Genomic DNA, 22,134 nt, shown 5'->3' on the forward strand with positions numbered 1-22,134 from the left:
GCCAAAAAACAAAACCCGGCAGGATTGCTCCGGCCGGGTTCTTTTTGGGCAAATCCGTTTTGGATCAGATGGTCTTTGCGAAAGCCACGGCTGTGTCGGACATACGGTTGGAGAAGCCCCACTCGTTGTCGTACCAGGACAGGACACGGACGAAATTGCCTTCCATGACTTTCGTCTGGTCGTTTGCGAAGATCGAGGAGTGGCTGTCGTGGTTGAAGTCACGCGAAACCAGCGGCTCGTCGGTGTAGCCGAGGATGCCTTTCAGCTTGCCATCGGCAGCGGCCTTGATCGCTTCGTTGATTTCCGCAACGGTCGTGTCGCGCTTGGCAATGAACTTGAAGTCCACGACCGAAACGTTCGGGGTCGGAACGCGGATCGACGTGCCGTCCAGCTTACCCTTGAGATGCGGCAGAACGAGGCCGACGGCCTTCGCGGCACCTGTCGAGGTCGGGATCATGGAAAGCGCTGCGGCGCGGGCGCGGTACAGATCCTTGTGCATGGTGTCCAGCGTCGGCTGGTCGCCCGTGTAGGAGTGGATCGTGGTCATGAAGCCATGATCGATGCCAACAACGTCATCGAGAACCTTCACAACCGGCACGAGGCAGTTGGTGGTGCAGGACGCGTTGGAGATGACGAGGTGATCCTTCGTCAGCTGGTCGTGGTTGACGCCGAAGACGACCGTCAGGTCGGCATTGTCGGCAGGAGCCGAAACGATAACGCGCTTTGCGCCAGCCGTGAGGTGCGCTGCAGCCTTGTCACGCGAGGTGAAGATGCCGGTGCACTCGAGCGCGATATCGACGCCGAGTTCCTTGTGCGGCAGGGTTGCCGGGTCGCGGACGGCCGTTACCTTGATCGGCTTGCCGCCGCCAACGGTGATGGTGTCGCCTTCGACCTTGACCTCTGCCGGGAACTTGCCGTGGATCGAGTCGTAGCGCAGCAGATGCGCGTTGGTTTCAACCGGGCCGAGGTCGTTGATGGCAACGACTTCAATGTCGGTGCGGCCGGATTCCACGATGGCGCGAAGGACGTTGCGGCCGATACGGCCAAAGCCGTTGATGGCAACTTTTACAGTCATTTACAGTCTCCCGATGAAGAATTGTACGTGTCTTGCGAAATGGTGAGGGCTTGGGGCCCTCACGAAAGCTTTTCCTCTACGGCGGCAACGACGGCTTCTGCGTTGATGCCGAAGTGCTTGAAGAGATCCTTTGCCGGAGCGGAAGCGCCGAAGGAGTTCATGCCGACGAAAGCACCGTCATTGCCGATGAAGTAGTCCCAGCCCTGACGAACAGCGGCTTCGACAGCAACCTTGACTGGCGAGTTGCCGATGATTGCCTTGCGGTAGGTTTCCGGCTGCTCCTTGAAGAGTTCGAAGCAGGGAACAGAAACCACGCGGGCGGAAACGCCCTTGTCCTTCAGCGTAGCAGCCGCCTTCAGGGCGACTTCGACTTCGGAGCCGGATGCGAAGATCGAAACCTTGGCGTCGCTTGCCGAAACCAGTTCGTAAGCGCCGTAAGCGGAAAGGTTCTTCTCTTCATAGTCCTTGCGCGAAGGCGTCAGGTTCTGGCGGGTAAGCGCCAGAGCGGACGGGCGATGCTTCTGCTCGAGAGCAATCTGCCAGCACTCAGCCGTTTCGGTTTCGTCTGCCGGGCGGAAGACCAGAAGGTTCGGAATGGCGCGCAGCGAGGAAACCTGCTCGACCGGCTGGTGGGTCGGGCCGTCTTCGCCAACGCCGATGCTGTCGTGCGTGAGGACGTGGACGACGCGGATGCCCATCAGGGCGGCAAGGCGGATCGACGGACGGCAATAATCCGAGAAGATCATGAAGCCGCCAGCGTAAGGAATAAGACCGCCGTGCAGCGCGATACCGTTCATGGCCGCAGCCATCCCGTGTTCGCGGATGCCATAGTGGAGGTAGCGGCCGGAGAAGTCCGAAGGCGTGATGGACTTCATCTGGCTGGTCTTGGTGTTGTTCGAAGGCGTCAGGTCAGCCGAGCCGCCAATCGTTTCCGGCAGGATGCCGTTGATGACTTCGAGCGCGTCTTCGGAAGCCTTGCGGGTCGCGACGGTCGGGTTGTTCTCGATGATCTTCTTCTTGAAGGCATCGATGCTGCTATCGAAGTTGCCGGGCAGCTCGCCTGCGAAACGGCGCTTGAACTCCGCCTTCTTGCCAGCTTCAGACGCTTCGAGACGGGCTTCCCAGTCCTGACGCGTCTTGGTGGAGCGCAGACCTGCGAGGCGCCATGCATCGAGCACATCTTCCGGAACGGTGAAAGCTTCCGCTTCCCAGTTCAGGTGCTTGCGCGCAGCGGCAATTTCTTCCGCGCCCAGCGGGTTGCCGTGAACCTTGTGGGTACCCTGCTTGTTGGGAGCGCCGAAACCGATCACGGTCTTGCAGGCGATGAAGGTCGGACGGTCCGACTTCTGCGCGGCTTCGATGGCAGCGGCGATCGCGTCCGGATCGTGGCCATCGACGCGGATGGTGTTCCAGTGAACGGCCTGGAAGCGGGCGATCTGGTCTGTGCTGTCGGAGAGGCCAACTTCACCATCGATGGTGATGTTGTTGTCATCCCAGAACAGAACGAGCTTGTTCAGCTTCAGGTGACCAGCAAGCGCGATGGCTTCGTGGCTGATACCTTCCATGAGGCAGCCGTCGCCGCACAGAACATAGGTAAAGTGGCTCTGAAGGTCGGAGCCGAATTCTTCTTCCAGCTTGCGCTCGGCAATCGCCATGCCGACAGCGTTGGCAATGCCCTGTCCGAGCGGACCCGTGGTCGTCTCGATGCCGGTTGCATGGCCGTATTCCGGGTGGCCGGCCGTCTTCGAGCCGAACTGACGGAAGCGCTTGATCTCATCGATCGTCATGTCCTCGTAGCCGGTCAGATAGAGCAGCGAATAGAGGAGCATCGAACCGTGGCCCGCAGACAGCACGAAGCGATCACGGTCGGCCCAGAGCGGGCTCTTCGGATCGAACTTCAGGTAGCGGGTGAAGAGAACGGTGGCGACATCTGCTGCGCCCATAGGCAGGCCAGGGTGGCCGGAATTGGCCTTCTCAACTGCGTCCATGGCAAGAAAGCGGATCGCGTTGGCCATCCGGTTGTGTTTGTCGCGAGAAATCATGGCTTTTCCGTCTGTTTCCGGGTGAAAGGAGATAGTTTTATGCAACTATCCAAAAAGCGGGTTGATCCATAGCAGGTGAAGCAGGCAAGTCAACAAATCCGCAGCCATTTGCGGTTCGGTCGCCGATAAAAATCGTTTTGAAAACCGGGTATCTTTTCATGGACCGCGAGTGCTGAATGAGCGCCTGACTTTATTCATCCACAGAGCAAAACGCTCCAATGCACTGGTTTGATTGACGGGATGGTAAATCGGGTAATAACCTCGTGATTACTAGAAAGAGCCCAAAGGCCGAATGATTCGGCCAGTTGCGTGCGAGTTGGAAAAAACGATGTCGGCTGACAAGACCGTACAATCTGCGCTGATGGAGCTGAGTACTGCCATCACGAGCCTCGAAAACGCCATCGATATGCGTATCGAGCGTGAGCGGGAGGCTGGCGACATCGACAACGAGGTCAAGCGGGTCCATATCGACAGGGCAAGGCTCGCCAACGAACTGGATCAGGCCGAGTTTCGCGCCAACCGTCTGGAAGAAGTCAATCGCGAGGTTTCCCGCCGTCTTGTGACGGCGATGGAGACGATACGCGCAGTGCTGGATCGATAGGAGCGGCCAATGGCTCAGGTTACCGTTATGATCGACGGCAAGGCTTATCGTATGGCCTGCGAAGCGGGGCAGGAACAGCATCTGACCGATCTTGCCACCCGTTTCGACCAATATGTCGGGCATCTCAAGGGACAGTTCGGCGAGATTGGCGATCTTCGCCTGACCGTCATGGCTGGCATCATGGTTATGGACGAGCTTTCTGAACTCAACCGCAAGCTGGAAAAGCTGGAGAGCCAGGTCGCCTCATTGACGCAGAACCGGGATGGTATGGCCGAGCAGAAAGCCAGGTCGGACGAAATGGTCGCGATCGCCATCAGCGATCTTGCTGCGCGTCTCAACGGCGTTACCGAAAAGCTGCTGGCGCGGCCCAAGCCCGCAGCGCATTGATCGACGTGTATCGACTTGAAAGCGCGCCGCCTTTCAAAAACGAGCGATGTTTGGGGTGATGACGCTTCAAAACGTAAAATTCCCTTCGTCCCCCTCTGGCGGATTTCACGGATCCGTCCTATATCTTGGTAGCGTTCTGCGCTTCCCGACAGGAACCACAATCCCTGGGGCCATACTCGATCCAAAGGGAGCTGTCCCTGGCCAGTCCCGTGGGGCTGGACACACGGTGCCCACCTACTTTTGTAGGCACCCAGGATCGTAAATCTCCATCGGTCGCCGCGGATCGCACTTCAGATTTTCATCTGAAGTTTCCTTCATGACGCCGACAGTCGGTTTCATTGCTGCCTCGCCCAGATTTTTCACCCGCTATCATTGCATTGGCGGAACAATTCCTTATTATCCGGATTGGTATGTCTGTTATGCCCTGTAAAAGAGGGCGCTGCGGTCAAAACCGCGACGTGCCGTTCAACAGCCCAAAGAGCTAAACTTGTTTACTGAAATCTTGATCGTGGTCCTGCTCACCGTCGTGAACGGTGTGCTTGCCATGTCCGAGCTTGCCGTGGTTTCCTCGAGACCGGCAAGGCTCAAAGTGCTGGCCGCACAAGGCAGCAGGGGCGCGACCATCGCGCTTAATCTTTCCGAAAATCCGGGACGTTTTCTGTCCACCGTGCAGATCGGCATTACGCTGGTCGGCATTCTCTCCGGTGCCTTTTCTGGTGCCACGCTCGGCACGCGGTTTACCGCGTGGCTTATGGAACAGGGTGTTCCCGACCGCGCAGCCGACGCCCTCGGTGTCGGTATCGTCGTTGTCGCGATTACCTATCTTTCGCTTATTGTCGGTGAACTGGTTCCCAAACAGATCGCACTTCGCGACCCTGAAAAGGTTGCGGCCCGTGTCGCCCCGGCAATGGCAATGCTTTCCAAGATCGGCGCACCGCTGGTGTGGTTGCTCGACAAGTCCGGCAGGACCGTTCTTGCGCTTCTGGGGCATAGCGGTGAATCGAGCGCGTCTGTCACGGATGACGAAATCCGCACTGTTCTTGCTGAGGCTCACAGCGCAGGTGTGATCGAAACCGAGGAATCGGCGATGATCACGAGCGTCATGCGCCTTGCCGACCGCAACGCCCGTGGCCTTATGACGCCGCGCCGCGATGTGGAGGTCGTTGATATCGAAGACAGCGCCGAAGAAATCCGCGAGCAGCTTCGCGCGACGCAGCGTTCGCGCCTGCCGGTCCGCAACGGTGCATCCGACGAAATCCTCGGTGTGCTTTTCGCCAAGGACGCCTTCGATGCGCTGGCGTCAGGCAAGGAGTTGAACATACGCGAGCTTCTGCGCGAGGTTCCGGTCGTATCCGACCTGACGAGTGCGGTGGACGTCATTCAGTCGCTTCGCCGTTCGACCGTGCATATGGTTCTCGTCTATGACGAGTACGGCCATTTCGAAGGTATCATCAGCTCAGGTGACATTCTGGAGGCCATTACCGGCGCTTTCCAGGAGGATAACGATGAGGAGCCGGCAATCGTCGAGCGCGATGACGGCTCGTTCCTCGTGGCGGGCTGGATGCCGGCGGACGAATTCGCCGATCGCATGGGCTTCCAGATCGATGAGGATGCGGAGTTTGAAACGGTTGCGGGCCTGGTCCTGGATGAGTTCCGTCGCCTACCGGAACTCGGTGAACACGTCACCCGGAATGGCTGGCGTTTCGAAGTCATCGATCTCGACGGTCATCGGATCGACAAGGTGCTCGTGAGCCGGGCTGCCTGATGCCGTCTGGCTTAGGGGAAAAGGCAAGACTGCGCGGCGAAAGGCTCGCCGCGCGGGATGCCCTCACACAGGGTGAGCGGTATACGAAGAGCCTGGCAATGTCCGTTTGCGGGGCCGCCAGAATAGATTTCAAGCCGGGCGCGGTTATCTCCGGATTCATGCCGATCCGATCCGAGGCTGATGTCCGGCCTCTTATGGAAGCGCTGCGCCGCAAGGGTGCCGGGCTTGCGTTGCCTGTCGTTCTCAGTCGCGAAACCATTGTCTTCAGAGCCTTCGAGGCGGATGCACCGTTGGTGAATACCGGGTTCGGAACAACCGGACCGGGCGACGATGCGCAGGTTCTTGATCCGGATATCCTTCTCGTTCCACTCGCTGCCTTCGACAGGCAGGGGCATCGCATCGGTTATGGAGCGGGGCATTATGACCGCGCCGTCGCACGGCTGCGCGAGAAGGGCCGCGACCCCGTTCTCATCGGCGTTGCGTTTGACTGCCAGGAAGTCGTATCGGTTCCGGCGGAGCCGCATGATGTGCCGCTGCACGCCATACTGACAGAGAGCGGTCTGAGACGCGTTTCTCCACCGCCCGTGACGTCCGATGGTGGGCAAACGGCGATTTAGCCTTTTTAAACGGCGCGTTTCCCGCTAGACGGAACGAAATCTAACAAACATGTGCCAGCGGGGCGGGTGAATGAGGCTTCTTTTTCTCGGAGATATGGTCGGTAAGACCGGACGGACGGCGGTTTGGGAAAAACTGCCGGGACTGATCTCCGATCTGAAACTGGATTTCGTTATCGTCAACGGTGAAAACGCCGCAGGTGGCTTCGGCATCACCGAGGACATCTACCTCGAAACGATCAATGCCGGCGCGGACGTCGTGACGACCGGAAACCACGTATGGGACCAGAAGGAAGCCGTATCGTTCTGCGAGCGGCACGATCAGTTTCTGCGACCTGCCAACTATCCCAAGGGGACGCCCGGAAAAGGCTCCGGCCTCTTCTATGCGCGAAACGGTGCGCGGATCCTCGTCGCCAACATCATGGGCCGCGTTTTCATGCATCCGGAACTCGACGATCCGTTCAGTTCGGCTGAATCCATTCTCGCAGCCTGCCCGCTGAAAGAGCAGGCCGACGCGATCATTTTCGATTTCCACGCTGAAGCAACCAGCGAAAAGCAGTGTTTCGGCCACTTCGTCGACGGTCGCGCCAGCTTCGTGGTGGGAACGCACACCCATGTGCCGACCGCAGATGCGCAGATCCTCAATGGCGGCACCGCCTACATGTCGGACGCTGGCATGTGCGGCGACTATGATTCCTCGCTCGGCATGGACAAAGAAGAGCCGATCAACCGCTTCATCTCCAAGATGCCGAAGGGCCGTTTTGAGGCCGCGAGCGGTCCGGCGACGCTTTGTGGCGTTGGTGTGGAGATTTCCGACAGTACCGGACTTGCCGAAAAAATCGAGCCGTTACGTATCGGACCGAGACTGGCGGAAACCGTGCCGTCCTTCTGGGCCTGACGCCGCCGATCTTGATGCAATGACGATATTGTGAGCGTCCTGCCTTTCGTGGCAACTGGACGCTTGCCCATGCTTGGCCCATTCTCCGGTATCGCAAGTTCAGGGGAATGGCGTCATGATGCGCATGCTATTGCTTGCAATATCCGGACTGGTTGCCTTGTCGACAGCCGCGCATGCTCAAGCACCTGCCCGTCCACCTGTCAGCCAATGTCAGGCAATCGCTCAAACCATTCCGGACGTCACCTTCGCCTCCTTCAAGCCGCCGGGCATACAGCTTGCCCAGGCCAGCACGAAGGAAGAGGTGAAAATACAATATATCGGCCACTCGACCTACATGATCGTGTCGCCCGGCGGGGTGGTGATCGCCACCGATTATAATGGCGTCTATCGCCCGCCCGTCACCCCGACCATCGTGACGATGAACAAGGCGCATGCGACGCATTACACTCTCAGCCCCGATCCGGCGATCCAGCACGTTCTGCATGGATGGAGTGACGTGCCCGACGAGAAAGCGGACCATAAACTGCTGGTGGATGACGTTTATATCCGAAATGTCACATCGGATATCCGCAATCGCTGGGGCGGCGGCGGACTTCTCGAAAAGGATGGAAACTCCATCTTCATCTTCGAGATTGCGGGCCTCTGCATAGGGCATCTTGGCCACCTGCATTATGAACTTACCGAAACGCAATACGCGGAAATCGGCCGTCTCGATGTTCTGATGGTGCCCGTGGATGGTGGACTGACGATGGGGGCAGACAGCATGAGCCGGATTGTGAAGCGACTGAGGTCAGCTCTCATCCTGCCCATGCATCAGCCGAGCGGTCTGAGCCAGTTTCTCACCATGTTCGAAGGGCAGTTCCAGATCGCCTACGCCAGCGACCAGGTTATCAGCATATCCATGAGGAACCTTCCCCGCCAGCCGCAGATACTCGTGCCCCAGGGCATGTAGTAAAGCAACCGTCGGGGAAGGCGGGGGAGCCTGACTGCTTAGGCAAATGCCAGATGCTGGCGAACACCGACATCCGGTGTCTTGTCGTCGGACAGGTTTGCCTTGGCGATTTCCCAGCCGAATTTCAGTGTGCTGTCCGTCGAAGCCCAGATATCCGCATCATCGACGTGGAGCGCCAGCAACGTCAGCTGCGGGTCGTTCTTGCCATGTTCGTACCAGGCTGCAGTCACCGAGTTCCAGTATTCGTCTACCTTGGCCCGGTCGTCACGTACTTCCAGCTTGCCTGAAAGGCAGGCGTGATAGTCGTGATCCTTGCCAACAACGCAGAAATGCGCGCGCGAGCCGGACTTCACCGACTGGACCAGATCGGTATCCTTCTTCGTGAAAAACCAGATGGTGTTGGTCTTGGGATCGGCGTGGGGCGCCATTGGCTGCATGTGGCTATGCAGGCCTTCAAGGCCGAGCATGCCGGCATGAACTGAATTGATCTCGTCCCAAAGCTGGCGGGCAGGGGCTTCTTTTGCTTCCGTCAGACTGACCATTGATGTCTCCTTCCAGTTGGTTGCCTGGGCGACGACGGGGCAGGGCGCTCCGCTCACCGCGCTCATGGCAAAAACGGCGTGTGGATCGATCGGTTCCTTATCTTCTTCAGAATGCAAAACGCTTGCGGGCTTGAACGGCGGGCGTATCGCACTTATAAGGCCCGCAATCTGCAAGTTAAGACAATCGGGTTTCCTATGGCTGGTCATTCACAGTTCAAGAACATCATGCATCGCAAGGGTAAACAGGACGGTATCCGTTCCAAGATGTTTTCCAAGCTTGCACGCGAAATCACCGTTGCCGCCAAGGCGGGCTTGCCTGACCCGAGCATGAATGCCGCTCTGCGTCTGGCAGTCCAGAACGCCAAGGCGCAGTCGATGCCGAAAGACAACATCGATCGCGCGATCAAGAAGGCATCCGGCGCCGATGCTGAAAACTATGATTATGTACGTTACGAAGGTTACGGTCCGGGCGGCACAGCGGTCATCGTCGAAGCGCTGACCGATAACCGCAACCGCACCGCCTCGAACGTCCGTTCCATCTTCACCAAAGCCGGTGGCGCGCTTGGCGAAACCGGCTCGGTTTCCTTCTCCTTCGACCGCGTTGGCGAAATCACTTACAAGGCTTCCGTTGGCGATGCCGACAAGGTGATGGAAGCGGCAATTGAAGCCGGTGCCGATGACGTGGAAACCAACGAGGAAGGCCACACGATCATCTGCGGTTTCGAAGCGATGGGTGAAGTCTCCAAGGCGCTGGAAGGCGTGCTCGGCGAAGCCGAAAGCGTAAAGGCAATCTGGAAGCCCCAGAACACCGTTCCGGTCGATGAGGAAAAGGCGCAGTCGCTGATGAAGCTTATCAACAACCTCGAAGACGACGACGACGTACAGAACGTCTATTCGAACTTCGAAGTCTCCGAAGAAATCCTCGCGAAGCTTTCCGCCTGATTTTCCGGTCATTGAATAAAAAAGCCCCGGCAGCGATTGCTCCGGGGCTTTTTGTTTGTGCTTTATGCCGCCTCGCGGATGGATGTCCGGACATCCGCGAATATCTCTACGGAACGAAGCCGTTTTTCGATATCGTGGATCGGCATGGAGACGATCAGTTCGTCCGCCTGTGTTTCCGCAAGGAAACCATCCAGATGGCTCTTGATTGTTGCAGGTGAACCGACCGCGGCAAAGCGCAGGGTGTGCTCCACCGAGAAACGCTCCATATCATTCCAGTAACCGTCCATGCTTTCGACCGGTCTTGGGAACGGGGTGCGAACGTTGCGGCGCAGATTGACGAACTGCTGCTGCGAGGAGGTGAAGAGATATTGCGCCTCCTCATCCGTATCCGCACCCACGCCCATGACGCCCACCATGACATATGGTTTGTCCAGCACGGCAGAGGGTTGGAAACGCTCGCGATAGATATGGATCGCTTCCATCAGCATGTCTGGAGCGAAATGCGATGCGAAGGAGTATGGCAAACCGAGCGCAGCCGCTAGGTGAGCGCTGTAGGTGCTGGAGCCGAGCAACCAGATCGGCACGTTGGAATTCATGCCGGGAACGGCAAGGATCGTCTGATCCTCTTCCGGCGGGCCAAAATAGCGTTGAAGCTCGATGATGTCGTGGGGGAAGTTTTCCGCACCGGCATCGAGATTGCGGCGCAACGCCCGGGCCGTGCGCATGTCTGTACCCGGTGCGCGGCCAAGGCCCAGATCGACGCGACCGGGCAGAAGGGCCGCCAGCGTGCCGAATTGCTCGGCGATGACCAGCGGCGAGTGGTTGGGCAGCATAATGCCACCCGAACCGACCCGGATGTGTTTGGTGGCCGCACCCACATGGGCGATGACGAGGGATGTGGCAGCGCTTGCGATGCCAGGCATACCATGATGTTCGGCCAGCCAGATGCGGTTATAACCGTGCTCTTCCGCCTTGATGGCCATGCGGCGAGAGTTTTCAAGCGCGTTGCCGACGGTCTCGCCTTCGCCGATCGGTGAGAGGTCGAGAATGGAAAAAGGGATCATCCGTCGCTCCTGGAAAAAAAGTCCTGTTTCCGACCCGATGTAAGTTGCTCGCCAGCCTTTACCATAGCTATCGCGCAGAATTGATGAAGCGTTCAAAAAAATTGGGGCTCACGAGGAGCCCCATCTGCCTTTCAGCTTGCCTGACGGTATCGTGTCGGATCGGGATAAGCGGCACGACCGTTGCCGTCCGCAAGAACGAACTGCCCCAGCCTGCCGTCCATCTCGCCCGCTTCCGTTGCAAGATTGTGGATGGCCGCGGTTGTTTCCTCGACCATGGCGGCATTCTGCTGCGTCATGGCGTCAAGGCCGCTCACCGTGCTGTTGATTTCCGCCAGTGTGTGCGCCTCTTCTCGGGTTGATTCCATGATTTCCTCGATGCGGGCGCTGATTGTCTGGACGTGCTGGCCAATGCCCGCCAGCGATACTCCGGCCTTTTCGACCAGTGCCACACCGGTTGAAACCTCGTCGGTGGAGCGTTTCAGCAGGGTGGTGATCTCCTTTGCCGCCGCTGCCGAACGCTGCGCCAGTTCGCGCACCTCCTGGGCGACGACCGCAAAACCTTTGCCTGCTTCCCCGGCGCGGGCCGCTTCAACGCCTGCGTTCAGGGCAAGAAGATTGGTCTGGAAGGCGATCTCGTCGATCACGCCGATGATCTGGTTGATCTGCCGCGAGGAGGTCTGGATCGCTTCCATGGCAGAAATGGTCTGCTCCATCACGTTGCTGGAGACGGTCGCCTCCTTGCTCGCGTCGCGGGCAATCCGGGTTGCCTGTTCGGCACGGTCGATCTGATCGCGAACCGCTTCGGTGATGGCCTTGATGGCGCTTGCGGTTTCCGTGATGGAGGCCGCCTGTCGCTCGGTGCGTTCGGCAAGCTGGTCGGCGCCAACGCGCATTTCTTCCGAACCTCCGCGCACAGCCGCGGAATTGCCGCCGATCGCCTGCATGGTGTCGCTGAGGCGCGCCAGCGCCGTATTGAAATTGTGGCGCAGGCTTTCGAGATCCGCGGGAAACACGGTTTCGATGCGATAGGCGAGATTGCCGTTCGCCAGCCGGTCCAGTCCTTCATCCAGCGAATGGACGACCATCTGCAAGGTGTTGGCCTCCGCTTCGCGCTCGGCCATATGTGCCTGACGCGCCGTTTCCGCTTCCTTGCGGGTGCGTGAGGACGTCGCTTCAAGTTCCCGCTGCTGGATGAGCTTTTCGCGGAAGCTGCCAAGCGCGCGCGCCATCAGGCCGATTTCGTCTTTCCTGTCCTGATTGCCGATTTCGGCATTAAGGTTACCGGCTGCGACATCACCGGTGAGAGTGGCGAGCTTCTGCAACGGCGCGAAAAGTCGACGGGCAAAGAATGCGGTCGCGGCCCCGATAACTGCCAGAACGCAAAGGCCGATCGTCGCCAGTGTGCCAGCGATGGATATGGAGCCTGCATTGAGTTCACTCTGGAGAATGCTTTCAACGGCAAGATATCTCTCACCAGCAAATGAAAACGGGCGAGCATAGGCGTTGGCCTCGCCATCGGCACGGACGATTTTTGCTTCCGTCATGCCCGCTGCATTAAGGGCGGTCGTGTAGAAGCCGTAAGGTGCGGCATCAACACCGGCGAGCCTGTTGCCATCCAGTCCAATCACCTTGCCGTCCGCTGAGATGATGGCGGGTTGTTCGGAGCTTTCCTTGGCGATGCCCTTTGCAAGGATCTGGGCAAAGACCTCTTCTTTGACCTTGAAGAGAACGATCCCCTTGAAGGATTCGAATTTGACGACCGGAATGCCGAAATAGATGCCGGCTTCCTTCGTCGCAGGATCTATCCGCAGCCCGGAAAAGCTTGTCTGCGCCGCATCGTTCACAGCTTTTTTGGCGTTGTCCGCGCCGCGGGAAAAGGCCGCGCCAAGGCCGCTATCCGCCCATGCGCCGCCACTGACTGTTTCACCGAATGCAGGTCCTTTGAGGTAGGAGTAATAGACCGTCCCGGCAGGGTCGACAAACAGGACGTCGCTGAACGGCGTGCCTTGCAGGAAACCGGCGATATCTGTCTGGGTTTTTTCGTGTGTCGAATAATAAAAGCCGCTCGGGTTCTCCGGTTTGATGAGCTTTTCTCGCTGGCTGAAGGGGTTGTCCTTGACGAAAACACGCTGGAGTTCGGCTTTTGCGTCGCCGGAGTTTTTCTGCACGGTGCCCCAGCCGCTGCGCATCGAAACCACCGCCATCTGCAGGGATTCGATTTTCGCGATGGAATCCGCCTGCGTTTCAAGCTGTTCCAGACGTTCCTGAAGCATGTCGCCGCGGAAGACGAGAATGCTTTCCATGGATTTCGAGGCCTGTTCCTGAAGAACGCTGCTGCTGCTCTGATAACCGAGAAGGGTCAGCGCGGCGGTCGAGGTGGCCATCAATGCAAGGAAAATGACCAGAACTTTGGTCGATATGGAATGAAAACGGTTGAGCATGGCTGCTGCAGCCCCCATACCAGTTCGGCAGCCCCGCCCTTGTTCGTGGCGGCACCGGCTGATCGATTGGCGTATTGTTTTGCCGCGGCGCATCATGTCCGCAGCTCCCCTTTTGTCATTTTGACCGAAACAATGCGGTACGGGGTTTAAACAGAGGTAAATGCTGCACCGCAAATTTAGCGGATGTTGTCGTTTTGTTCACATATCGCTGGCAGGTTCGCGGCTGGAAAGATAGGGTGGCTTATGCAGAACACGATTCGAATCATCGGGATCGATCCCGGTTTGCGGCGTACCGGCTGGGGCATCATCGAAAGCCTCGGCAACAGCCTGCGTTTTGTCGCCTCCGGGACGGTCACGTCGGATGGCAATATGGATCTGGCGTCGCGTCTCTGCCAGCTCCATGACGGGCTCGCAGAAATCGTGCACAGCTATCAGCCGGATGAGGCGGCTGTGGAGCAGACCTTCGTGAACAAGGATGCCGTGGCGACGCTGAAATTGGGGCAGGCACGCGGCATCGCCATGCTGGTCCCGGCGCGGGCTGGATTGCCGGTTTCCGAATACGCACCGAACGCCGTCAAGAAGGCGGTCATCGGTGTTGGTCACGGTGAAAAGCAGCAGATTCACATGATGCTGAAAATCCTGATGCCCAAGGCGGAGTTCAAGGGCAACGATGCGGCGGATGCGCTGGCGATTGCGATCTGCCATGCACACAATCGCGGCGGCGACAGGATGCGGCGCGTTCTGGCGGCGGGCTAAATTTTTGATGGTTTTATTTCTGCGGGCGGCGTCATGATTGGAAAACTCAAAGGGACTATCGACGAAATCGGTGCTGATTACGTGCTGGTCGATGTGCATGGCGTCTGTTACGTCGCCCATTGTTCGGCGCGGACCCTATCCAAGATCGGCTCTGTCGGGGAAGCGGTCGTGCTTTTCATAGAGACTTATGTGCGCGAAGATCAGCTGAAGCTGTTCGGTTTTCTTTCTGCTCTTGAACGCGAATGGTTCAATCTGCTGCAAAGCGTGCAAGGCGTCGGATCCAAAGTCGCTCTGGCGGTGCTGTCCACGCTTACGCCCTCGGAGCTGGCAAACGCCATTGCGCTTCAGGACAAGACGGTCGTTTCGCGTGCGCCGGGTGTTGGCCCGAAGGTGGCGGTGCGCATCGTCACCGAACTCCGCAACAAGGCACCTGCCTTTGCCGGTGAGGCATCCGCCTCCATCGGCCTCAAGCAGGAACTGGGCGAGGGGGCCGCGCCTGCGCCGGTGGCGGATGCCGTTTCGGCGCTGACCAACCTCGGTTATTCCCGCGATCAGGCGGCGAACGCCGTTGCGTCCGCGCTCAAGAATGGCGGCGAAGGCGGCGACAGCGCCAAGCTCATCCGGCTTGGGCTGAAGGAGCTGTCGCGATAAGGCGATGCCAGTGTTATGGCGGCATGGTATAGGGGGTGGTGCGTGCTACCCCATGAATTGGCGATAAAGACGGAATACCCCTGATGAGCGATGCGGCAAGACTGATCTCGGCGGACAAGCGTGGTGAAGATATCGACACCACCATGCGTCCGCAGTCGCTGGACGATTTTACCGGACAGGCGGAAGCGCGCGCCAACCTCAAGGTCTTTATCGAGGCTGCCAAGAACCGTGGCGAAGCGCTGGATCACGTCCTGTTCGTCGGCCCGCCCGGCCTCGGCAAGACGACGCTGGCGCAGATCATGGCCAAGGAGCTTGGCGTCAACTTCAAGTCCACCTCCGGGCCTGTCATCGCCAAGGCCGGTGATCTCGCTGCACTCCTGACCAATCTCGAAGAGCGGGATGTGTTGTTCATTGACGAAATTCACCGTCTTAATCCGGCGGTTGAGGAAATTCTCTACCCGGCGATGGAAGATTTCCAGCTCGATCTGATTATCGGTGAGGGACCGGCGGCGCGCTCGGTGAAGATCGATCTGTCGAAGTTCACGCTGGTGGCGGCGACGACACGTCTCGGCTTGCTGACGACGCCTCTGCGGGACCGTTTCGGTATTCCGGTGAGACTTTCCTTCTATACGGTCGATGAACTGGAATCGATCGTGCGCCGTGGTGCCCGCCTGATGGGGCTCAACATGACCGACGAGGGTGCGCGCGAGGTTGCCAGACGTGCGCGCGGAACGCCGCGTATTGCCGGACGTCTCCTGCGTCGCGTTCGCGACTTTGCCGAAGTGGCGCGGGCGGAAGCCGTGACGAAGGAGATTGCCGACGAAGCGCTGACCCGTCTTCTCGTCGACAATATGGGCCTCGACCAGCTCGACATGCGTTATCTCAGCATGATCGCCGTCAATTTCGGTGGTGGCCCGGTGGGGATCGAAACCATCGCTGCCGGTCTTTCCGAACCGCGTGACGCCATCGAGGACATCATCGAGCCTTACATGATCCAGCAGGGGTTCATCCAGCGTACGCCGCGTGGACGCGTGCTCACGGCAACCGCATGGAAACATCTCGGCATGCAGCCGCCGAAAGATCTTGAGGCCGCGCAGTTCCGGCTGACACTCGACGAGGACTGACAAACGAAGGAGGCGATTGATGCCGGAATACGATGCCGCCCGCGTGTTTCGCAAACTGGCGCGCAACAATCGCCTCGCCAATGTCCGTCTCCACAATGCCTGTCTGCAGCTGTCGCACGACGAGCTTGTCGCGCCTCGAACGAGCTTTTTTCCGACAATCCGGGCGACGCTCAACCACATTTACATTATCGACCGTTTTTACATCGATGCGCTGAAGGGCGGGTCACTTGGTCCTGCCGCCTGGGAAAACGAGGAGCCTTGCTCCACGATGGCAGAGCTGCGGGATGCGCAGGCCTTGCTTGATGATGATCTGATCGAGCTTGTCGACAGGCTCGACGAACGCGGCCTGTCAACGACGGTCAATGTGCATCGCGGGGCGCGCATTCAGCACGATCGCTGCGACGATGTCCTCAGTCATCTTTTCCAGCATCAGACACATCATCGCGGGCAAGTGCATGCCATGCTGGCGGGTACTCCGGTCAAGCCGCCGCAACTCGACGAATTCATTGTCGGCGATGATGCTATGGCGAGAAAAATCGAGATGGATGCGTTAGAATGGCGGGAAGATGATTTGATGTTTCCGGTTCGCAGGCCTGCACGATGACACACGACACACGCATCCGAATGAAGTTCAAGCCGAAGCGCATTTTCCAGATGCGTATTGCCGGCCTCGCGTTCAGAGACGGACATGTGCTTGTCCACCGGGCGACACACGAGAAATTCTGGACCTTCCCAGGCGGTCGGGCCGAAATGGGAGAGCGCTCGGAAGAAACGCTCGAGCGCGAGATGATGGAAGAGCTTGGCGTAGAAGCAAAGGTCGGGCGGCTTCTGTGGGTGGTCGAAAACTTCTTCCACTACGAGGGCAAGGACTGGCACGAGCTCGGCTTCTATTATCTCATGGACCTGCCCGAGAGTTTTCCGTTTCACCCACCCGGTGTCATCCATCGCGTTCAGGATGGCGACAACGAATTGGAATTCCGCTGGGTCGCGGCGACCCGTCAGGCATTGACGGAGCTGGATATTCCACCCTATTTCATCGCCGACGAAATAGAGCACCTGCCGCAAACAACCAGACACCTCGTCTGGTATGATGGCGATCTGGACGATAAATGACCTTTGCCACTGAACGCCATATGATCCGGCTGGACCGCAAGCCGCAGCTTTTCAGCATGCGCGTGGCGGCTCTGATATTCCAGAACGGGCATATACTCGTCCAGCGCGGTGTGAAGGACGACTACTGGGCGTTGCCGGGCGGGCGGGCCGAAATCGGTGAAAGTTCAGAAGAAACGATTGTCCGGGAAATTCGTGAGGAACTTGACCGCGGTGCCGTGGTCGAACGTCTTGTCTGGTCGGCCGAGAATTTCTTTTCATACGAGGACTATGCCGCCCATGAGCTGGCATTCTATTATCTGATTTCACTCGATCAGCCGATGCCCTTCCACGACCGCGAGATCGTTCATCGGGTGCAGGATGGTGTCGAGGTCGAGTTTCGCTGGCTGCCCGCCAGCTCTTCCGCACTGATTGCACACGATCTGAAGCCTGCCTTCATAGCGGAGCGTATAGAAGCCCTGCCGCGGCGGCATGACCATCTGATCGTTCGCGAAAGCCTTCATGGTGGGGCGGGACTTATCAAGGAGATACAATGACTTTATCCGTCCCCCTGTCCGGCGAACTCATCGAACACGGTCACCGTTTGATGCAGCGTGTCTATTACGAAGACACCGATTTCTCCGGTCTGGTCTATCACGCCCGCTATCTCCATTTTTTGGAGCGTGGCCGCACCGATTATCTGCGCTGCCTTGGCTGCGAGCAGAGTGCCTTGTTGACGGCGGACGAGGAGGGGCTGGTCTTCGTTGTTCATCGCATGGAGATCGACTTCAAGAGTCCTGCGCGCATGGATGACGTGCTGACGATCACCACTGTCACCGAAAAAGCAGGCGGCGCGAAAATGGTCCTCAATCAGGAAATCCGGCGCGGCGAAACATTACTTGTTGCCGCAAAAGTCATCATCGCTGTCATCAATGCGAACGGCAGACCGAGGCGTCTGCCGGAAACCGTCGCGGAAAAATTCCTCAAGTAAGACAGCCGCCACCACAGTAAATCCTGCAATGGTGCCCTTAAAGTAACACTCTCTTAACCATAATGGTGTCTTACTTTAGCATCTGGTATTTGTGCGGTGCACGCCTTCCTTTCACCAAATTTATTGGCAAGGAAGGCATATTGGCAAGTACCGGGGCATGGCGACAGGGGTAAGCGACGTTGGTCGCGTAACTTCGAGTGCTTATGCGCGTTTGAATCGCCCGGTCCAGTGCCGGGCGTTTGGATTCGGGGATTGGATATTTATGGAACAGGCAGGTTTGGCAGCGGCGACGCACGACGTAAGTCTCTGGGCTCTGTTTATGCAGGCGGGCTTTATCGTAAAGCTCGTCATGATCGGACTTCTGGCCGCCTCGGTCTGGACGTGGGCGATCGTCATCGACAAATATATGAGCTTCAACAAGGCGAAACGCCAGTTCGACCAGTTCGAACAGGTCTTCTGGTCCGGTCAGTCGCTTGAAGAGCTGTACCGCACGCTGGCGGATCGCCAGAACGGCGGTCTGGCGGCGATTTTCGTTTCGGCGATGCGGGAATGGAAAAAATCCTTCGAGCGCGGTGCCCGTTCGCCCATCGGTCTGCAGATGCGCATCGACCGGGCAATGGACGTGACCATGGCGCGTGAAGGCGAACAGTATGAGGCGCGCCTCGGTTCGCTGGCGACCATCGGTTCCGCCGGTCCGTTCATCGGCCTGTTCGGTACGGTCGTAGGTATCATGACCTCGTTCCAGGCGATTGCCGGCTCGAAGTCCACCAACCTTGCGGTTGTGGCACCCGGTATTGCCGAAGCGCTTCTTGCAACGGCCATCGGTCTGGTCGCTGCTATTCCGGCGGTTATCGCCTACAACAAGTTCACGGCTGACGCGCACAAGCTTTCCGCTCGCATGGAAGGTTTTGCCGATGAGTTCTCCGCGATCCTTTCGCGTCAGATCGATGAAAAGCTTCAGACGCGCCAGGCGGCGCAGTAAGCCAACCGCGCGGTAAGTTGCCGGAAGGCAAAATGGAGTAGACGTTATGGGTATGTCAGCAGGTGGCAACGGCGGCGGTTCCGGCGGACGCCGCGGACGCGGTGGCCGTCGCAGAGGCGGCGCGATCAGCGAAATCAACGTGACGCCGCTGGTCGACGTCATGCTGGTGCTGCTTATCATTTTCATGGTGGCGGCGCCGATGATGACGGTGGGCGTTCCGATCGACCTGCCGCAGACATCCGCCAATGCGTTGAATTCCGACACGCAGCCGATCACGATTTCCGTGAACGCCAGCGGTCAGATCCATCTTCAGGAAACGGAGATCCAGGCCGAAGAAGTTGCTGCCAAGCTGCAGGCGATTGCGACGACCGGTTACAATGAGCGCATCTTCGTTCGTGCGGACTCTGTTGCGGCTTACGGCATGGTCGCGGACGTGATGGCGCGCATTCAGGCCGCAGGCTTCAAGAACATCGGCCTCGTTACCCAGCAGAAACAGGACAATTGACGTAAGAGCGATGAAGGGCAGCATCACCACATCCGCGATTGTGCATGCGTCGCTTCTGGCTTTCGCCCTCGTATCCCTGGGCTCGCCGGAGCCTCTCGATGTGTCGCAAGCAGAGGCGCTGCCGGTGGAGCTGGTGCCTGTCGAAGAACTGAGCCAGATCCAGCAGGGTGACAAGAACGCGCCCAAGGCGGAAAAGTCTGCTCCTGTTCCGACAACCCGCCCGGATATCGTCGAGAACGCCCAGAACGCCGGCAACAACACCACGGATATTCAGGCTCCGCCTACCCCCACGGAAAAGCCGAACAACAATGAAAGTGCGGCAGCACCGCCCAAGGCGGAAAATCCTCTGCCGGTTGTCGATACCAAGCCGAACGAGGTGAAGGATATCGTCAAGGAGGAGACCTCCGCGCCGAAGCCGCAGGAAATGGCGGCCCTCCCGCAGACAAAACCTGAAGTCGCACCGCAGCCGAAGCCGGAACCCACCCCGCCGCAGGAAACGAAGGCAGAGGAACCGCCGCCGCAAAATCAGGAACCGGCGGAAATTCCGGTTCCGCAGAACGTGCCGCGCCCTAATTCACGTCCAGAACCGCCGAAGCCTGAAGAGCCGAAGCAGGCCGAGACAAAACCCGCTGAACAGAAGCCGACTGAAAAGCCTGCCGAGAAGAAGCCGGATCAGGCCAAATCGAACGATAAACCGTCTGACAAGAAGCCTGCCGATAAAAAGCAGGAAACTGCCAAGTCCGCTGCTTCGCAGGCCAGCGAGTTCAATGCCGACGAAATCTCGGCCCTCCTGAACAAGCAGGCGCCTTCGGGCGGCGGTGCAAAGCGTTCGACCGAAACGGCCTCTCTGGGTGGCAAGAAGACGCTCGGCACGGGCCTCAGCGCCAGCGAGATCGATAACGTCAAGGGCCAGATCCAGAACAACTGGTCGATGGTTTCAGGCCTGACTGGCGTTGCCGAGGTGCGCGTGGTCATCAAGATCGAGCTGGATCAGTCCGGCAACATCGTCGGGCAGCCGGAGGTCAGTGCATCTGGTGGTCCGGAAGGCACGCGCCGGGCAGTCGAAAGCAGCGCGCGCCGTGCGATCCTTCGCTCCGCGCCGCTCAAGAACATGCCTATCGAGAAATATGAGGGCGAAAGGGGCTGGAACACGATGGTTCTGAACTTCGATCCGTCCGAATTTGCATTGTGAGCCGACAGGTTTTGGAACCGATGACGACAGAGATCCCAAAATTCTTGTCCAATTTTCGTAAGAAGCTGAAAGGCTTGTCTAAATGACCAAGTGTTCTGTCCTCCGCGCCCTCATGGTTGCCACGGGCATGTTGTTCTCGCTGGTTGCTGTCGCTCCGGCGAATGCCGAGGTTCAAATCAACATCAACAAGGGTAACGTTCAGCCGCTACCCATCGCCATCACCGACTTCATGTCCGGTGACGGTATCGGTGCACAGGTTTCCGCCGTCATCGCGGCTGATCTGCAGCGCTCCGGCCTGTTTGCGCCTGTCAACAAGAGCGCCTTTATCGAAAAGATCAGCAATCCGGATCAGCAGCCGCGTTTCGAGGACTGGAAGGTCATCAATGCGCAGGCTCTGGTGACGGGTCGCGTGACGCGCGAGAGCGATGGTCGCCTGCGCGCCGAATTCCGTCTGTGGGATACCTTCGCAGGCCAACAGATGACGGGTCAGCAGTTCTTCACCCAGCCGGAAAACTGGCGCCGTGTGGCTCACATCATTGCCGATGCGATCTATGAGCGCATCACCGGTGAAAAGGGTTACTTCGACACCCGCGTCGTTTTCGTTTCGGAAAGTGGACCAAAGACTGCCCGTAAGCGCCAGCTTTCCATCATGGACCAGGACGGCTTCAATATCCGCAATCTGACCAATTCGAACGACATCGTTCTGACGCCGCGCTTCTCGCCGAACCGTCAAGAAGTCACCTACATGTCCTTTGAAGGCCAACAGCCGCGCGTTTACCTGTTGCAGCTTGAAACCGGACAGCGCGAAGTCGTCGGCAACTTCCCTGGCATGACCTTCTCGCCGCGCTTTTCTCCCGATGGCCAGAAGGTCATCATGAGCCTGCAGCAGGACGGCAACGCCAATATCTACACGATGGACCTTCGTTCCCGTACGACGACCCGGCTGACGAATACGCCGGCGATCGATACCGCGCCGTCCTATTCGCCGGATGGTCAGCGCGTTGCGTTTGAAAGCGACCGCGGCGGACGCCAGCAGATCTACGTCATGAACTCCGACGGCTCCGGTCAGAACCGTATCTCTTTCGGTGATGGCTCGTATTCGACGCCGGTCTGGTCGCCGCGTGGAGATCTGATCGCCTTCACCAAGCAGTCCGGCGGCAAATTCTCCATCGGCGTGATGAAGCCGGATGGTTCGGGTGAACGCATCCTGACCAGCGGCTTCCACAATGAAGGCCCGACATGGGCACCGAACGGCCGCGTTCTGATGTTCTTCCGCCAGAACGCCGGTGCCGGTGGCCCGCAGCTCTATTCCATCGATCTGACCGGCTACAACGAGCAGCTCATCAAGACACCGACCTTCGCTTCAGACCCGGCATGGTCGCCGCTTCTGGACTGATTTGATTGCCATGGCGGCGCTGGATGATCCATCGCCGCCATATTTTTAGCAATGTGATACCGGGGGATGCCTCTTTCTTGCCGCAAAGTGCTGTGAGGGAGCAGGAAAGTGGGACATTTCCTTTC

23 protein-coding genes and 1 other RNA gene are annotated in these 22,134 nt (G+C 58.5%); 19 read left to right on the forward strand and 5 right to left on the reverse strand.

Translation table 11 applies throughout. The features are described from left to right. Positions 1-64 precede the first annotated feature (64 nt). Both gap and tkt read right to left on the reverse strand, forming a co-directional pair. Positions 65-1,075: a type I glyceraldehyde-3-phosphate dehydrogenase gene (gene gap, locus N7578_RS06460; RefSeq protein ID WP_311109457.1), complete on the reverse strand. Its 1,011-nt coding sequence runs from the start codon at positions 1,073-1,075 to the stop codon at positions 65-67. A gap of 59 nt (positions 1,076-1,134) precedes the next feature. Continuing rightward, entirely contained in the window at positions 1,135-3,117 is a 1,983-nt protein-coding gene (tkt, locus tag N7578_RS06465) for a transketolase (RefSeq protein WP_311109458.1), read from the reverse strand. 328 nt (positions 3,118-3,445) lie between these two features. On the opposite strand from tkt, the gene N7578_RS06470 reads away from it, so the two are divergent. From N7578_RS06470 to N7578_RS06500, 7 genes are all read left to right on the forward strand, one after another. Beyond that, positions 3,446-3,718 carry a DUF4164 domain-containing protein gene (locus N7578_RS06470; protein WP_311109459.1) on the forward strand — a complete coding sequence of 91 codons (273 nt, stop codon included), beginning with the start codon at positions 3,446-3,448 and terminating at the stop codon, positions 3,716-3,718. Positions 3,719-3,727: 9 nt separating this feature from the next. Further along, positions 3,728-4,105: a cell division protein ZapA gene (locus tag N7578_RS06475; RefSeq protein ID WP_311109460.1), complete on the forward strand. Its 378-nt coding sequence runs from the start codon at positions 3,728-3,730 to the stop codon at positions 4,103-4,105. 130 nt (positions 4,106-4,235) lie between these two features. After that, positions 4,236-4,394: non-coding RNA, 6S RNA (ssrS, locus tag N7578_RS06480), on the forward strand. Positions 4,395-4,607: 213 nt separating this feature from the next. After that, complete coding sequence (locus N7578_RS06485) at positions 4,608-5,870, forward strand: hemolysin family protein (RefSeq protein ID WP_311110073.1); 1,263 nt, start codon at positions 4,608-4,610, stop codon at positions 5,868-5,870. Beyond that, positions 5,870-6,487 (forward strand): 5-formyltetrahydrofolate cyclo-ligase, encoded by a 618-nt coding sequence (locus N7578_RS06490; RefSeq protein WP_311109461.1) that lies wholly within the window; start codon positions 5,870-5,872, stop codon positions 6,485-6,487. Before N7578_RS06485 ends, N7578_RS06490 begins: the two co-directional genes overlap by 1 nt. A gap of 70 nt (positions 6,488-6,557) precedes the next feature. Continuing rightward, the gene (locus N7578_RS06495; RefSeq protein ID WP_311109462.1) at positions 6,558-7,382 is read left to right on the forward strand and encodes a TIGR00282 family metallophosphoesterase; all 825 of its coding nucleotides are present in this window, start codon (positions 6,558-6,560) and stop codon (positions 7,380-7,382) included. Positions 7,383-7,497: 115 nt separating this feature from the next. Then, on the forward strand, positions 7,498-8,334 hold the full coding sequence (locus N7578_RS06500; RefSeq protein WP_311109463.1) for an MBL fold metallo-hydrolase: 837 nt from the start codon (positions 7,498-7,500) through the stop codon (positions 8,332-8,334). Positions 8,335-8,372: 38 nt separating this feature from the next. Here the strand turns inward: N7578_RS06500 and N7578_RS06505 are convergent, their stop codons facing one another. Next, positions 8,373-8,876: a pyridoxamine 5'-phosphate oxidase family protein gene (locus N7578_RS06505; RefSeq protein ID WP_311109464.1), complete on the reverse strand. Its 504-nt coding sequence runs from the start codon at positions 8,874-8,876 to the stop codon at positions 8,373-8,375. A 195-nt stretch (positions 8,877-9,071) separates the two neighbouring features. Here N7578_RS06505 and N7578_RS06510 point away from each other — a divergent pair, with 195 nt between their 5' ends. After that, complete coding sequence (locus N7578_RS06510) at positions 9,072-9,818, forward strand: YebC/PmpR family DNA-binding transcriptional regulator (RefSeq protein WP_311109465.1); 747 nt, start codon at positions 9,072-9,074, stop codon at positions 9,816-9,818. Positions 9,819-9,880: 62 nt separating this feature from the next. Here N7578_RS06510 and N7578_RS06515 read toward each other — a convergent pair whose 3' ends face one another. Further along, the gene (locus N7578_RS06515; protein ID WP_311109466.1) at positions 9,881-10,882 is read right to left on the reverse strand and encodes an LLM class flavin-dependent oxidoreductase; all 1,002 of its coding nucleotides are present in this window, start codon (positions 10,880-10,882) and stop codon (positions 9,881-9,883) included. Positions 10,883-11,013: 131 nt separating this feature from the next. Next, entirely contained in the window at positions 11,014-13,323 is a 2,310-nt protein-coding gene (locus N7578_RS06520) for a methyl-accepting chemotaxis protein (protein ID WP_311110074.1), read from the reverse strand. Positions 13,324-13,566: 243 nt separating this feature from the next. Between N7578_RS06520 and ruvC the strand changes: the two genes are divergently transcribed. From ruvC to tolB, 11 genes are all read left to right on the forward strand, one after another. Continuing rightward, positions 13,567-14,079: a crossover junction endodeoxyribonuclease RuvC gene (gene ruvC / locus N7578_RS06525; RefSeq protein ID WP_311109467.1), complete on the forward strand. Its 513-nt coding sequence runs from the start codon at positions 13,567-13,569 to the stop codon at positions 14,077-14,079. Between the two features lie 33 nt (positions 14,080-14,112). Continuing rightward, the gene (gene ruvA / locus N7578_RS06530) at positions 14,113-14,730 is read left to right on the forward strand and encodes a Holliday junction branch migration protein RuvA (RefSeq protein ID WP_311109468.1); all 618 of its coding nucleotides are present in this window, start codon (positions 14,113-14,115) and stop codon (positions 14,728-14,730) included. Positions 14,731-14,813: 83 nt separating this feature from the next. Continuing rightward, positions 14,814-15,854: a Holliday junction branch migration DNA helicase RuvB gene (gene ruvB, locus N7578_RS06535; RefSeq protein ID WP_311109469.1), complete on the forward strand. Its 1,041-nt coding sequence runs from the start codon at positions 14,814-14,816 to the stop codon at positions 15,852-15,854. Positions 15,855-15,873: 19 nt separating this feature from the next. Further along, positions 15,874-16,458, forward strand: a complete 585-nt coding sequence (locus N7578_RS06540; protein WP_311109470.1) for a DinB family protein — start codon at positions 15,874-15,876, stop codon at positions 16,456-16,458. Continuing rightward, a complete protein-coding gene (locus tag N7578_RS06545; RefSeq protein WP_311109471.1) occupies positions 16,455-16,967 on the forward strand; it encodes an NUDIX hydrolase in 513 nt (170 codons plus the stop codon). The genes N7578_RS06540 and N7578_RS06545 overlap by 4 nt, the downstream gene beginning before the upstream one ends. Then, positions 16,964-17,500: an NUDIX hydrolase gene (locus N7578_RS06550; protein WP_311109472.1), complete on the forward strand. Its 537-nt coding sequence runs from the start codon at positions 16,964-16,966 to the stop codon at positions 17,498-17,500. Before N7578_RS06545 ends, N7578_RS06550 begins: the two co-directional genes overlap by 4 nt. Continuing rightward, positions 17,497-17,934, forward strand: coding sequence for a tol-pal system-associated acyl-CoA thioesterase (ybgC, locus tag N7578_RS06555; RefSeq protein ID WP_311109473.1), 438 nt, complete (start codon positions 17,497-17,499; stop codon positions 17,932-17,934). Before N7578_RS06550 ends, ybgC begins: the two co-directional genes overlap by 4 nt. 262 nt (positions 17,935-18,196) lie before the next feature. Further along, the gene (gene tolQ / locus N7578_RS06560; protein WP_311109474.1) at positions 18,197-18,916 is read left to right on the forward strand and encodes a protein TolQ; all 720 of its coding nucleotides are present in this window, start codon (positions 18,197-18,199) and stop codon (positions 18,914-18,916) included. 46 nt (positions 18,917-18,962) lie between these two features. Further along, a complete protein-coding gene (gene tolR, locus N7578_RS06565) occupies positions 18,963-19,421 on the forward strand; it encodes a protein TolR (protein ID WP_311109475.1) in 459 nt (152 codons plus the stop codon). Positions 19,422-19,431: 10 nt separating this feature from the next. Further along, the gene (locus N7578_RS06570) at positions 19,432-20,613 is read left to right on the forward strand and encodes a hypothetical protein (RefSeq protein WP_311109476.1); all 1,182 of its coding nucleotides are present in this window, start codon (positions 19,432-19,434) and stop codon (positions 20,611-20,613) included. 82 nt (positions 20,614-20,695) lie between these two features. Next, positions 20,696-22,009: a Tol-Pal system beta propeller repeat protein TolB gene (tolB, locus tag N7578_RS06575; RefSeq protein ID WP_311109477.1), complete on the forward strand. Its 1,314-nt coding sequence runs from the start codon at positions 20,696-20,698 to the stop codon at positions 22,007-22,009. Positions 22,010-22,134: the final 125 nt, after the last annotated feature.

Source organism: Agrobacterium tumefaciens, assembly GCF_031801495.1.
Taxonomy (GTDB): Bacteria; Pseudomonadota; Alphaproteobacteria; order Rhizobiales; family Rhizobiaceae; genus Agrobacterium; species Agrobacterium tumefaciens_K.

Bases quoted from the DNA above. Each gene is read 5' to 3' on its own strand.
- ruvC (WP_311109467.1), top strand. From the start codon at position 13,567: ATGCAGAACACGATTCGAATCATCGGGATCGATCCCGGTTTGCGGCGT.
- N7578_RS06475 (WP_311109460.1), top strand. From the start codon at position 3,728: ATGGCTCAGGTTACCGTTATGATCGACGGCAAGGCTTATCGTATGGCC.
- N7578_RS06545 (WP_311109471.1), top strand. From the start codon at position 16,455: ATGACACACGACACACGCATCCGAATGAAGTTCAAGCCGAAGCGCATT.
- gap (WP_311109457.1), bottom strand. From the start codon at position 1,075: ATGACTGTAAAAGTTGCCATCAACGGCTTTGGCCGTATCGGCCGCAAC.
- N7578_RS06470 (WP_311109459.1), top strand. From the start codon at position 3,446: ATGTCGGCTGACAAGACCGTACAATCTGCGCTGATGGAGCTGAGTACT.
- N7578_RS06550 (WP_311109472.1), top strand. From the start codon at position 16,964: ATGACCTTTGCCACTGAACGCCATATGATCCGGCTGGACCGCAAGCCG.
- N7578_RS06505 (WP_311109464.1), bottom strand. From the start codon at position 8,876: ATGGTCAGTCTGACGGAAGCAAAAGAAGCCCCTGCCCGCCAGCTTTGG.
- tkt (WP_311109458.1), bottom strand. From the start codon at position 3,117: ATGATTTCTCGCGACAAACACAACCGGATGGCCAACGCGATCCGCTTT.
- N7578_RS06520 (WP_311110074.1), bottom strand. From the start codon at position 13,323: ATGCTCAACCGTTTTCATTCCATATCGACCAAAGTTCTGGTCATTTTC.
- N7578_RS06495 (WP_311109462.1), top strand. From the start codon at position 6,558: ATGAGGCTTCTTTTTCTCGGAGATATGGTCGGTAAGACCGGACGGACG.
- ybgC (WP_311109473.1), top strand. From the start codon at position 17,497: ATGACTTTATCCGTCCCCCTGTCCGGCGAACTCATCGAACACGGTCAC.
- tolQ (WP_311109474.1), top strand. From the start codon at position 18,197: ATGGAACAGGCAGGTTTGGCAGCGGCGACGCACGACGTAAGTCTCTGG.
- ruvA (WP_311109468.1), top strand. From the start codon at position 14,113: ATGATTGGAAAACTCAAAGGGACTATCGACGAAATCGGTGCTGATTAC.
- tolR (WP_311109475.1), top strand. From the start codon at position 18,963: ATGGGTATGTCAGCAGGTGGCAACGGCGGCGGTTCCGGCGGACGCCGC.
- N7578_RS06515 (WP_311109466.1), bottom strand. From the start codon at position 10,882: ATGATCCCTTTTTCCATTCTCGACCTCTCACCGATCGGCGAAGGCGAG.
- N7578_RS06540 (WP_311109470.1), top strand. From the start codon at position 15,874: ATGCCGGAATACGATGCCGCCCGCGTGTTTCGCAAACTGGCGCGCAAC.
- N7578_RS06570 (WP_311109476.1), top strand. From the start codon at position 19,432: ATGAAGGGCAGCATCACCACATCCGCGATTGTGCATGCGTCGCTTCTG.
- ruvB (WP_311109469.1), top strand. From the start codon at position 14,814: ATGAGCGATGCGGCAAGACTGATCTCGGCGGACAAGCGTGGTGAAGAT.
- tolB (WP_311109477.1), top strand. From the start codon at position 20,696: ATGACCAAGTGTTCTGTCCTCCGCGCCCTCATGGTTGCCACGGGCATG.
- N7578_RS06510 (WP_311109465.1), top strand. From the start codon at position 9,072: ATGGCTGGTCATTCACAGTTCAAGAACATCATGCATCGCAAGGGTAAA.
- N7578_RS06490 (WP_311109461.1), top strand. From the start codon at position 5,870: ATGCCGTCTGGCTTAGGGGAAAAGGCAAGACTGCGCGGCGAAAGGCTC.
- N7578_RS06500 (WP_311109463.1), top strand. From the start codon at position 7,498: ATGATGCGCATGCTATTGCTTGCAATATCCGGACTGGTTGCCTTGTCG.